The organism is Hoeflea sp. AS16 (assembly GCF_038900095.1).
GTDB lineage: Bacteria > Pseudomonadota > Alphaproteobacteria > Rhizobiales > Rhizobiaceae > Hoeflea.
The window spans coordinates 682,719-695,434 of sequence record NZ_JBBMQQ010000002.1 but is presented as its reverse complement, the minus strand read 5'-3'; the positions used below and the strand labels follow the sequence as shown (position 1 = coordinate 695,434).

The following is a 12,716-nucleotide window of genomic DNA, read 5'->3' as shown; positions in this document are numbered from 1 at the left end:
CCTGGCGGCAGCATAATCAGGGCGGAAATCCACTTAAGCAGACGCCCGAAACTGTTCAGACAATCCGAACCACCTCTGAGCGTCGATTGCAACCCGCACTCGACCAGCAGCAACAACGAGGCTGGCGCTAGGCTTCTTCAAGTATGGTGCTCTGCCGAGCTTAGACTGGCGTGATCAGTTTTTGATAGAAAATCAAAAATTTTGCCCGCCAACGTCATTCCCTCGGCCTCGTTGCTATACTGAGAACTATCAATAACAGAACGGCCTAAGCATGGCCGAGATCAGCGACGTCACCAGCAACCCGTTGCCGACGAGGGATGAATATTGCGAATGCGCAGGAGAACATGACCAAGAGCGATTTCGATCCCCAAGTATTCACACCGTCAATGCTGGCCGAACGCTGGCAGTGCTCAAGCAGGCACATACGAAACCTGATTTTGGGTGGCGACCTGCATGCCTTCAGGATTGGAAAGAACTGGCGCATCCGCGCCGCAGACATCGAGGATTACGAATGCCGGAATGGAAACTCAACCGCTTCCGCGGTGCCTTCTGTATCGTCTGGAACGAAGGTGACACACGACGACGCTATTCCCTTGGAACCAGCGATCGTGAAGAGGCGCTCCGACTCGCTCCGGCTAGATTCGCCGAGCTTACGCGCCCGAGCGGCACGACCGTCGAGGACCTCTGGTCAGGCTACATCAATGACCGACAGGGTCGCCCCGTGACTGGAACCATGAAGCACACTTGGAAGGCCTTGGCGAAGCGCTTCGGGCCGTTGGACGCGTTGGATGTCACTTCGGCCCACTGCCGCGCGCATACAGAAGAAAGACGTAATGCCGGGGTCAAGGACGGCACCATCCATACAGAACTCGGTCATCTTCGCATGGTGCTTCTATGGGCGGAGAAACAGAACCTCATCGCCAAGGCGCCCCATGTGGAGCGCCCAGGCAAGCCGGCACCGAAAGACGCCTGGCTGACGCGAGAAGAAGTGCGTGCGTTAATTGACGCAGCCCAAGCACCACATTTGAAGCTCGCCATCAGGCTCATGATCGCCACCGGCGCGCGGAACGAAGCTGCACTCCAACTCACGTGGGATCGCGTCGATCTGGAACGGGAGACCATCTCCCTGCGCGATCCACTCGACACGACACGTCGCAAGGGGCGGGCCACGGTTCCGATGAATGCATCACTAAAGGCCGCCCTAATCGAAGCCAAGTCCGCGGCGCTTACACCCTATGTGATTGAATGGGCCGGCCATCCGATCAAATCAATCAAGAAAGGCTTAAAGGCTGCGGCGAAAACCATCGGCAGGCCCGACGCTTCACCGCATATGCTCCGGCATTCCGCAGCTGTTTGGTTAGCTGAAGATGGACATTCGATGGATGAAATCGCCCAATTTCTGGGCCACAAAAACTCCCGGATAACCGCCAGTGTATATGCGCGCTTCTCGCCGACCCATCTTCGGAAATTAGCAAATTCATTAGATTTATGAATCGAGAATGAGCTGAACTCCTGCCTGAAAATGCGACCTAGGAGCAGTAGACAACATATCTGTTGAGTAGCAGAAAGACGCTGGCGCAACCACTTTCCTTGTCGGATAAAAAAGCTTACAAAAAACAGACACATGGGTATGCGTGACGACTCGCTTCCGGGTCACAGGCAAAATGGCGATCACCTCTGATTCAAACTCTATCGAACCTTGCGAGGCCGTTCCGGCAATCAGTGCATGTCTTTACTCCTGAGAACCATTGAAAGCTTTCCTCGAGGACGCACAACAGACGAATTGTTGGTCTTGGTCGGAGCAGGCTTCTCTCACAACAAGAGATTGGCTGCACTCGCTGAGCTTGAAGAGCTCCTTCGCGACGGCCGAATATCCAGAGGACGCGATGGCAAGTGGCGTGCAAACACGCAACTAGGCCCACGAACGCCGTCGACGGGAAAAGGTGTCTCACCGCCTATCTGGGAGAACCAGCAGGAGTATTTGATTGCTGCACCAGCGAGTTTCACACATTTTGCCGCAATAGAAGGGGAAACCTCGGGGCGCGAGGAGGAAGCTGCTTATGCCAATATCGACCACACAGCGCTGCTTCGATATTGGCGGTCAGCCCTCAGGGCAGATCCGCGCGGAGCCACAACTCAGGTTGCAGACAAGCACGCCATAGAGTGGCACCTAATCTCCGGCCGTGGCCCGATCGCTCCGCCTGAAGGAGAGAAACTCAAGCTGACCATTGCACTCGATTCACTAGGCGCAACCTTTCGGGAAGCGCTCGTGCGCAGAGAAGGCCATGAAAACGCACTCGCGATTGGATGGCCTATTGCGATCAACCGTCAAAGCGGCGTGCCGGCATTTCAACCTGTCGGTTTGTTATCTGCCCGCTGGGAACGCAGGGACGATAGCCTTATCCTTCACGTCGATGCCGACGATGTTCTTGTCAATCCTAACTGGTTGCGAGAAGCAGCTCGCCAAACCGGATGGCGTCGCGATTCCCTTAATGAATTATTCGATGCGGAGGACGGCATTGGCCTGCATGCTTCAGATTTCCTACTGAAGCTCAAGGATGCCGTGGCGAGCCAGATTCGCGGAAGAATTACCGGAGAAGATCTTGTTTCGCGTCTGGACGCGAGCTCGAGTGGCATATTTGACGCTGCGGCGCTCTTCCTACCGACGGAGTCAAGTTTTACAGCTGGCGCTGCGCGAGATCTCGACGCGATAGGCACCTGGACGGAGGACCGCGTCGCAAGAACTGCTTTAGCAACCATATTCGACCTTCCTCCGACTTACGACGCTACCGAAATACCTGCCTTAAATGTCGGAGCGCTTAATTACGAACAAACGATCGCAGTCAAACATGCGTGTTCAAAGCCGTTATCCGTCGTCACAGGTCCACCCGGAACCGGCAAGAGTCAGGCGATTGTATCCATGGCTGCTTCCGTGCTGCTTGCCGGCGGCAGTGTGATCGTTGCTTCAAAAAACCACCAAGCGCTCGATGCCGTGGAAGATCGCTTGGGTTCGCTTGCACCTGAAGTTCCCTTTTCCATCCGAACACTAAAGCCTGAAGAAGGTCTCGATGTGGGATTTGAGGATGCACTGAAGCAGATGGTGGATCAGGAACAGGCTGTTCGGCACGGTTATGTCGATGCAGCACTTTCAGAGAAACTCGCAGTTACCGCCCGCTTAAGGAGCGAGGCGATGGATAAGTTGGAAACCATCACCGCCCGTGAATGCGAGATCGCGGATTTACTCGAACGCATCGAAGCACGCTCTGCGCTTTCAGGAGGAGAGGATTCTTTTACCGTAGCCCCCTCTCCAACACCGCCCTGGTGGAAACGCATCTTCGTCTTTCTCTCCGAGCTATTTTCATCAGGCACGGGAAACACCGCAAGCGAAGCAGTAAATCTCACGGGCCCAGGTGCGAGGCTCTCTGACCTTCGAGCCCGGCTGGAGCAATTGAGAACGGAGCGGGATACTCAGGAACCAAACGTGGATCCCATCACCTTGGGTGAGACGGTTAAGAAACTCGCGACAACACTCCTCCCCAAGGCAATGGCGCATCGCGTCGCACTCGATAATTCCGAACGCCAGGAAATCGGAGAAGCCTATGACGACTGGAAATTTGCCGGCAGCAAAAGCCCCCTTCCAGGCGAGTTGGCGCGAGGAGTTTTAAGGCACAGGCCCCTGTGGCTTGCCTCAATTCTTGGCGCACCCAAGCGGATTCCCTTGGATGAGGGGTTATTTGATCTTGTGATATTCGACGAAGCTAGCCAATGCGACATCGCAACCGCCATTCCGCTGTTCGCGAGAGCCAAGAGAGCGGTTGTCGTCGGAGATGATCAGCAGCTCTCCTTCATTGCTCAGTTAGGCAGAGAGCAGGACCGGAATCTCATGCAGGCCCAGAACCTGCCGATTGCGAAAATGGGCCGCTTTGCGCAGAGCCGTCGCTCATTATTCGATTTCGCGTCCAGGGTGCCCAATGTGCCGCGTATTACCCTCCGTCATCAGTATCGATCTGCTGGCCCAATCGTCGATTACATCAGCGAAAATTTCTACGGCGGACAGCTAACGACGTCCTACGACCCCGAAAGCCTGAATGTGCCGCCCACCATGAAGCCGGGTCTCGCTTGGGAGAATGTCTCGGCGCCGGCGATACCGCAGACCGGCAACGTGAATCCGGCCGAAGTGGAAGCAATCGTTCGCCACCTTCGCATGCTCCTAATGGATCAGAAGTATACGGGCAGCGTCGGCATCATTTCGCCATTCCGTGCTCAGGTCATGGCCCTGCAGCAAGCTGTCACGAGTATTCCAGAGACGAAGCGGATAGGCGCCCAACTTAAGGTCGGCACCGTCGATGGCTTCCAGGGGCAGGAACGGGATCTCGTTCTGTTTTCACCGTGCATCGGTCCCCGAAGTCCCCGATCCGGAGTCACCTTTTTTCAGAAGGATGCTCGCCGCCTCAATGTTGCAATTTCGCGTGCTCGCGCAATCGCGATTATATTCGGCGATCTTGAATATGCCCGCTCAGGCGTGTCCAGAGCTCTTCAAAAGCTAGCCACCAGAGCGACTGAACCAAGAACGAAATCCGCAGAAGGCGTCTTTGACAGTGACTGGGAACGCAAGGTTTTCCATGCGCTGCGGGGTCGCGGTCTTGACCCTGTGCCTCAACACGAAATCGCCGGACGGCGACTGGATTTCGCGCTCTTCGGAAAGGGCGGAATAAAGCTCGATCTCGAGGTCGACGGCCGACGTTGGCACCAAACTCCCGACGGGCGCCGCAAGACAAGTGACCTGTGGCGTGATCACCAAATGAAATCCATGGGCTGGCGCGTGCGCCGTTTCTGGGTAGACGAACTTGCAATGGACATGGAGGGATGCCTTGACATCATCGAACGGGACCTCTCGTAAATCGAGCCGTAACACGTGGTTTGCAATCGGCTTAGCATCGGCTGCGCTGATCGTATCCGGCTATCTCCTATTTGAGGTAAATAGCCTGGACAGGGAATACGGGCATATTCGAAATGATCTACCCCACCTTGAAAGCCTCCGCGCAACTGCTTTGCAACAACGGGATGAGGCCCGTCAGCAATGGATTGAAAAACAGGCAGAGATTTCAAAGCTCCGTGACACCGAAGCTGATCTCGTCGCTAAGCTTGAAGATCTAAAACAGGCTCGAGACAGTGCAGAGAAGCGGGAAGCGGATGCGAGCCAACGGGCGAGTGATGAGCAAGAACGCCTCGAAGAGCTTCAAGCTCAGATCAGCGAAGCCAAGTCCACAATAGCAAATGCCAGCCGTATTCGCGGTGAAGTTTCTCAGCTCGAAAATAGGAAATCCGAACTTGAGCAAACCATTGCCGCGAGACAGCAGACGCTTACCGGGGTCGAGAGTGACTTGGAAAGCCGCAAAACCGAAAGGGCGCTTATCGAGGAGAGTATTGCCGGGTTGAAAGAGACCCGGGACGAACTGCAAAGCGCGGTCGATTCCCTCGGCCCAACCGTGGTGAATCTCAAAGCCGACGCGGCAACCGTAGCCCAGCTGAAAGAAGAGAAGTCAGCGCTTGAAACCGCGATCAGGACCTTACAGGAAAGACGCCAAGAGACTGAGCAGTCCGAAGCGACACTGGCCGCCCAACTGACCCTAAAACGCGAAGAACTCAATGACGTTCAAGGCGAGCTTGAACAGGCACAAAAGGAGCTTGAGCAAACCACCGACCAGCTGAAAGAGAAGCAAGGTCAGCTCGCCAAGTTGACAGCTGAAGCCGAAGGCAAACGCGTGACCGCTGACGCCCAAGTTGCCAGAGCCGCTGTCGCAGAGCAAAAAATTGCCGATGCAGCCGCAGAGTTGAGCCGGTTGAATGAAGCCCTCAAGAACGCCCAGAAGGAACTGAGCGACGTTGCCGCACAGCTCACAACCTCGACCGCACAGTTGGAAGCTTCAAAACGTGAACTGGCAAATCTTGAGGCATTGCGAGCAGACGTGGCTCGCCTGACAACCCTCAAGGACGAACTAGAATCGAGCAGGACGGCGTTGGTGAATGCACTTCCAAAACTGCGTGAAGAGGCTGACGAACTCCGCACAGCAAGAGTGGAAGAGGCGGTAAGACTCGACACAGCTCGAGAAAACTTAACCCAACTGACAGCGCGGGCTTCGGTTCTAAAGCAGCAGATTGACCTGCTGGAAGCTGAACAAGACAAACTCGAAGCGGCCGCCCAGGCGGCAAGGGCTGCCGCGGAGGCAGCCCAATCGAGCTTGGATGTGGTGAATGTCGAAAAATCTAAAGCACGAGCCGAGCTTTCAGAAGCCAACGAGCGCAAGAACGATATCCTCCGCCAGATCGTTAGCGCGAAGGAAGAGCTCGCAAACCGGCAAAGAGAACTAGCTGAAATGGTCACGAATGTTGCCACACCTGATGAAGTTGAAGAGAAATCGCAGGAGTTGGAGCCGGCCCAATGATTACTGACAATACACTGCTCGTTTTCATCATCATCGGGGCTCTGGCGCTTCTTGCAGTTATCCAGGTCACGCTCGCAATACAACAGGATCGCCAGATAAGCGCTGCAGGCCCAATTGAAGAACTCGCTGTCTATGACAAGCGCTTGGAGGAAAAAAAGCGCCTGATGGACGATCTCAAAGTCGAGGAGCAGGAAAGACGTGAAGCAATAGCACATGTTGCCGATATTGCAGCCGAGGTCGACGGCTTACGACGTCAAAAGGAAGAACTTCTCACCGAGTGGAATTCTCTGGAAGACAAGCGAAACGAAGTGCGGACCGTTCGGGGAGAGATCGAAGACGCTGTGATTGAACGACAATCAATCGAAGCAGAACTTGTCCCTCTCAGAGCAGAATACCTTTCCGTTAAAGAGAGGTTGGAAAAGGCAGAAGAGCTCGAAAGCCGGGTCGAATCTCTGACGGTCCAGCATCAAGAAATGACAAACAAGATCTCCGAAAAGCGCAATGAACTTCAGCGTCTGGAAGAGGCTGAGATGCGCGTGGAAAAACTCGAAATGCGTGAACGAGAGCTTGAAACCGAGTGCTCCCGTGTTGAAGGCCGACTGGCAGCGCAAAGCGACGAACTGGAGGAATTTTCCGCCCGGATCACCAAAGAGCGAGAGCTTCTCGCTGAAGCCCAATCCGAACACTCACGCGCGCAAGCCGAAGCGGCCGCGGTCGCCCTTGAACTGCGCCGCCAGCAGGGTGAAATCGATGCTCTCGGAGAAACGCGCGGCAAACTGGAAGCCCGACTTGCCTATCTTACCGGTGAGATTGCGAAGGCTGAAGGCCGAGCCCCTGATGAAGAGGGCGACGCGACAGACCAGCTGAGAGAACTGCGGGAAATGCCGCCTGTAATCCGGCAGCTGAACGAATGGAAAGTCGCCGACTGGGAGGAGGAAAAGGCGGCCCTACACCGGGTTGGACAGCGCCTGGAAGCCAAAGGCCTATACTACCCGGAACGAACACTTCGGGCATTCCACACCGCCATGAAGGTGAATGAAACGACACAGATGGCCGTCCTCGCCGGTATCTCGGGCACTGGCAAAAGCCAGTTGCCCCGTCAGTATGCCGCCGGGATGGGAATAGGTTTTCTGCAAGTGCCCGTTCAGCCGCGTTGGGATAGCCCTCAGGATCTGATGGGTTTTTACAACTATATCGAAGGTAAGTTCCGCCCGACCGACATGGCCCGCGCACTGTGGGCACTAGATGAAGAAAACAATGAGGAAGAGGCCATTAAAGACAGGATGATGATGATCCTGCTTGATGAGATGAATCTTGCGCGTGTCGAATACTATTTTTCCGATTTCCTGAGCCGACTCGAAAGCCGACCGAGTCCGGAGCACGTATCGGATAAAAATGAACGCAAGGATGCGGAGATCGAACTAGAAATCCCGAACATGCTGCAGCCTCCCCGCATCTTTCCCGGTTACAATTTGCTTTTCGCAGGAACCATGAACGAAGACGAAAGCACGCAATCACTGTCCGACAAGGTGGTCGATCGGGCCAATGTTCTTCGCTTTGCTGCGCCGAAAACTATCCGCACGGTGCAACCGAACGGGAAAGTGCCAGAGGTTCGAGCCTTGTCCCGAAAGCACTGGCAGGATTGGGTCCGCCCTATTTCTTCGGTTTCAGAAGACCAACGCGTCAGTGGTGGTGTCGAAAAGATGGTGGGGCTGATGAAGCAGTTCAAACGCCCGTTTGGCCATCGTCTTGGACGCGCAATTATGGCCTACGTCGCAAATTATCCGAAATTCGAGGGTGCGGATCCGATCAACGACGCACTCGCGGATCAGATCGAAATGCGGCTCCTGCCCAAATTGAGAGGCGTTGATGCTGAAACCGTAGATGCGCCCTTCCGCGAATTGCTTAATTACGTCGAGCAGGAACTGGGAGACGCCAAGCTGGGTGAAGCAATCCGGATGTCGATGGCAGCATCAGAGGAGACCGGACAGTTCGTCTGGAGTGGAGTAACGCGCTGATGCGCAGAGTTTCACGACCTTGGTCTGCGACACCGATCCCCGATGGCACTCCCTTCGGACCAGATGATTGCCTCACGATTATCTATGAGAAAGCCAAGCCTCCAAAAGCGGTGGTGCACACCGTCCTAATGTCAGGAACGTTCCGCAATCAGGATATTTGCCTGGCACTCTGCCCATATCCGAAGCGGGAGCACGCGACAAAGCCCGACAGGACGGGCTTTCCCATCCGCCCCCGCCGCGGACAGGGGGCCATGGATGAAGCTGAGGTCTTCGCCGCCAGTGCCCTACAACGTATGAACGAGGTGCTTGCGCGGATCCAAGAGCTTGAAGAAGCCCTTGATGATCCAAGTGACGTCTGGACACGGCTGAGGGCGGCATGGAAGCGAGCAGAGGACGAAGAAGATCCGCGAATGTCGGAGATTGTCAAACAGGCACGGCAGCTCCGTCCAGTATTGACTGATCTGGAAAAGCGTATACGCCGCGTCCTTCGCCGTCATCGAGAACTTACGCCGCTCGACAGGGTGCAAGAAATGGATCGGGCCTCCATGGTCTGGCTAAGCCGCCAACCTGGCCGCAGCGTTGCCGAACGGGCAGGCTCTGGCCAGAGAATTCTTGCTACGGTTCGTAGAGAGAACTTCGACACACTCGAAAACCGTGTTCTTCACGCCTACACGCGTTTGGCGGCAGATGCGGCACGGGAATGGATGCGTGAGCACCCGCGCGCCAAGCAGAGCGCCCGATATCGGGACGTCGACAGCTTTCGGAAAAAATGCAAATCAATTGCTTCTGACTTGGCGGAGCACAACGTATTGTTAGCCACCCCGGGCATCACCCCGAACTATGTCCTCATGCAGGATAGAAGCTATCATCAGATCCACGAGGGATGGAAAGGGCTTCTAAAGCGGGACAAGGCGATTGATGATCTCTGGGCCTGGCAGGCACAGACGTGGACAGACTTTGCTGTCCTTGCCGTAATATTGGCCATCGATGAGCTGGAAGAAGCACAACTTATCGCCCAATCGCCGATCAACTGGAAGTCCGAAGCCGTTGCCGGTAGGTGGTTCGAACAGGACCGGCCAATCGCAGTTTTCTGGCTTCGAGATACTGACCGCATTGTCGAAGTTCAAGCTCGTCCCGAACAGCCGGGTTCCTTACTCATGGCTGCCCAGGCACATGTCGCCCTAAGAATATCCGACCCCACGCGGTCAGCGGTGCCCCGCCGTGTCGCAGTGTGGACTCCTCATGCAATGAAGAGGATTAACCTGCAGGAGAGCGTGAGAGAGGTTGCGCAGCTGATCGACCAGCTGCAACAATTCGCACGATTGGAAGTTTTCAAACATGGTCTAATTCTCACTCCGGACCACGGGATGCCTGAAGCTCTCCAGTTCGAAGGAACGCATAGCCGCGTGAATGGCATTGCCTTGGGGGCCTCGGGAAAAAGCCTGGCAGATGGGATGGAGGCTGTCCGCGCATTCATCCGTAACGAGTTCAAGGGAGCCGCGGCATGAGCCTTAAGAAGGCTGCCGGATTGGATGTGAACGGCTGGCTCGATCACGTTGCAAGAAATTGGTCCATTGATCTCGACGGAGAAGAGCGGATCGGCAACGTCGTGGTCGGACACGCAGGCCCGTTGTCGGCAGTTGTAAAAACCGGTGATGGAAAATGGATCGGAGGGCGGCCTGCCGATCTCGCACCGCACGGCCGCGGTGGTGGTTGGGGCCAGGTTGGAGCCCCTGATCGAAGGGTATTTGTCCGCGACCTGATCGAGGGGAAAATCGATTCCGCACAACAACTAGCCTCTGCATTCACGGGACTTGCGAGAGGCTCCTCCCACACAATTCTTGCCATTGAAGACAGTGCCGAAACCACGGAACTCGTCCAAGAACGGCTCCTTGCAGCAATGTCTGTTGCAAAACTGCGTAATCCTGCCCTCGTGTGGCGAACCGTTCTGGCGACACTTTTCGCCATCGCGGAGGGACTGATCAAAGCGGAATGTGTGGTGGGAGTTATATCCCATGCTTCGTGCGGCCTCTCTGTTCAGAAGTTCAGAGTCCGGCTGGAAGGAGAGAAAGGCGATGTGCTTGCTCCTGAACGCAGAAGCGCTGCCAAAATGCTCTCAGAACCCCTTGGGTTGCGTCAACTCTTCGCTTGGGTCAGAAGCCAAGCCTTGGGTTCGCAAATGACTTCACTTGAGAATAACCCTGTTGCGAATTCACAATCATTAGCGAAGCTGGCACTCGGACTACCGTGCGATCCGGAGATCGTTCGACGGGACAATGGTGATTGGGAAGAAGTAAAACTCGATGCTATAGACGCACTTCGCGCCTGCGCTATCGACGCCTCCTCCATAAGGTTTGAAGATTGCGAGCAGGTTTTTCTGGAGACAATATCCGAGGGAAGCGTCCGATCTCACTTGGAGAAGAGCCTCGAAGCTGCCGGCATCTCTGTCACTCACACTTTACCTTCGGACGCGGTTGCCCGAGGAGCCTTGGTGGCAGCTCGGCGAATGGGCGACGGTGATCCGGTTTATTTCGACTTTTTGCCTCGTATCTCAACAATCGTTTCTGGCAATGAAGGCGCCCGCAATTTTGATCTCGTGGACGAGACCGAAACTCTTGAAGCTGGCAGAGTCTACAGAAGCCCGGCGCCAGCGCAACTCGCCATTCCGAAAGGCTACACTGAGACACCGGTATATTTGAGGAAGGAAGCTGAGCTTCATCCACGGAAGGCAACAATTCAGCTCGCTGAACCGTTGACGGAATCTACACCTGTCTCACTCTGGGTCGAGCAAAAGCCAGCAGCAGGCCGAGCCAGGATTGTGATGGAAGCAGCCTCCCTGGGGCGGCATTTCACGATCGATTGGGACCAAGCCGACGAAGATCCGCGAGAATGGGACGAGATCATCAACTCGCTAACCACCCCTCCTCCCTCGATTCCGGAACTCCTGGTTCTGAAATGCGGAATGCTACCTTGGAATGATGCGCCAAATTCGCCGGGCATGCTTTCGTTGCTAGAGCAGATTGACGAGGAAGCCATTGACTGGCGTCAGATGGCGCAGAAAGCGAGCTCCCGACCGGGCGGAGAGTATTGTGTATCCAGCGACGGCGAGCTTCCATCGGAAGTATTGCCAGCATCGGTAAAACAGCTCGACGAGCTGATCCGCCGAGCTGTCGATCTCACAGAAAAACGCCTGAGCGCGGGATCAAGGCATGCCGAACAGGACAACGCAGCTCTTCAGTTCTTAACCTGGCAGTTCCGTCGTTCTCCGGACGAGGTGGCACAATGGCTGCTTGAATGTATTGAAAATCATTCCGGAACTGTCGGCACTCACCCCTTCGTCTGGCATCAGGCCAATTGGGTCCTCGTCTACCAAGGGATTGCGAGAACGGTAAACAATCAAGCGACCGAGAAGCGCATTCTCGCGTCAATCTTGAAACGTGGAATTGAAACCTGGAATTACCGTGCCGAGAGCGCTTGTGTCTCCCTGTTGCTGTCACGTTCACAGACCGCCCCACTACTGCTGTCTCGCAGTGATGTCGACATAATTGCCGAACGGGCAATCTTCGAGTTCAGGCGGGAATACGAAACGCAATACACCCGATTCAACTATGCACCATTCCTGATCGGCGGGCTGTTACGCTGGAGACTGAAGGAACCTTGGGCCCTTCTCACCGGCCAGGATCCTGTTGCAGATCGACTGGCTGAAGTGATTGTGAATGCACGCGCGGACATTTTGAACCGATGGGGCACGGATGATGCTTTTGAGAGAAAGCAGAAGAAGTATCTGCCCATTCTCGATGACCTTTTGGCATATCTCACCGGTGAGGGCGGCAATCCGAATCTGCTCCTAGCGCTCTATGAGGACTAAGTTACGACCGGCAGAAATTGAAACCAGTTCATACGTAGTGCCCTCAGGTTCACTGAACCTGGTTTCGTAACCTGACCCGCGCCTTCATGCCGAAATCGACAGAATTTGCCGTTTCATGTAGTGCTCCTTTCCCGAAAAGCCGGGCTATGCCGCTGAAATTGCTACATTGACATTGTAGGGGGCACAGGTTCAATCCCTGTTACGCCCACCATCCTTTCAAGATTTCACAACGATCCCCAGGCAAGACGACAAACCCCACAGGGGTTTCCGTGTGCGGTCGTTTGTCACCCGGCTCACATTCAGCAGATTGTCGACGGCAGACTGGCGAAATCCCGGGCGGTGCCGGGATCCCGCATTCGCGTCCGGATTTCTCGCGCCGTGAAG

General features: G+C 55.3%; 6 protein-coding genes. All 6 read left to right on the top strand.

Features of this window, described 5'->3' with window-relative positions; all coding sequences use genetic code 11:
* The first annotated feature begins 271 nt into the window (after positions 1-271).
* The 6 genes from WNY80_RS08565 to WNY80_RS08540 all read left to right on the top strand — a co-directional run bounded on the left by WNY80_RS08565 (position 272) and on the right by WNY80_RS08540 (position 12,332).
* Positions 272-1,492 (top strand): site-specific integrase, encoded by a 1,221-nt coding sequence (locus WNY80_RS08565; protein ID WP_342886922.1) that lies wholly within the window; start codon positions 272-274, stop codon positions 1,490-1,492.
* Between the two features lie 234 nt (positions 1,493-1,726).
* Entirely contained in the window at positions 1,727-4,900 is a 3,174-nt protein-coding gene (locus WNY80_RS08560) for an AAA domain-containing protein (RefSeq protein ID WP_342886921.1), read from the top strand.
* Positions 4,872-6,446 carry a hypothetical protein gene (locus WNY80_RS08555; protein WP_342886920.1) on the top strand — a complete coding sequence of 525 codons (1,575 nt, stop codon included), beginning with the start codon at positions 4,872-4,874 and terminating at the stop codon, positions 6,444-6,446. Before WNY80_RS08560 ends, WNY80_RS08555 begins: the two co-directional genes overlap by 29 nt.
* Entirely contained in the window at positions 6,443-8,464 is a 2,022-nt protein-coding gene (locus WNY80_RS08550; protein ID WP_342886919.1) for a chromosome segregation ATPase-like protein, read from the top strand. The genes WNY80_RS08555 and WNY80_RS08550 overlap by 4 nt, the downstream gene beginning before the upstream one ends.
* A gap of 251 nt (positions 8,465-8,715) precedes the next feature.
* Positions 8,716-9,972, top strand: coding sequence for a hypothetical protein (locus tag WNY80_RS08545; protein WP_342886918.1), 1,257 nt, complete (start codon positions 8,716-8,718; stop codon positions 9,970-9,972).
* Positions 9,969-12,332 carry a hypothetical protein gene (locus WNY80_RS08540; protein ID WP_342886917.1) on the top strand — a complete coding sequence of 788 codons (2,364 nt, stop codon included), beginning with the start codon at positions 9,969-9,971 and terminating at the stop codon, positions 12,330-12,332. The genes WNY80_RS08545 and WNY80_RS08540 overlap by 4 nt, the downstream gene beginning before the upstream one ends.
* Positions 12,333-12,716 lie beyond the last annotated feature (384 nt).

Coding starts and splice junctions, on each gene's coding strand:
- WNY80_RS08560 (WP_342886921.1), top strand. CDS start 1,727: ATGTCTTTACTCCTGAGAACCATTGAAAGCTTTCCTCGAGGACGCACA.
- WNY80_RS08545 (WP_342886918.1), top strand. CDS start 8,716: ATGGATGAAGCTGAGGTCTTCGCCGCCAGTGCCCTACAACGTATGAAC.
- WNY80_RS08565 (WP_342886922.1), top strand. CDS start 272: ATGGCCGAGATCAGCGACGTCACCAGCAACCCGTTGCCGACGAGGGAT.
- WNY80_RS08550 (WP_342886919.1), top strand. CDS start 6,443: ATGATTACTGACAATACACTGCTCGTTTTCATCATCATCGGGGCTCTG.
- WNY80_RS08540 (WP_342886917.1), top strand. CDS start 9,969: ATGAGCCTTAAGAAGGCTGCCGGATTGGATGTGAACGGCTGGCTCGAT.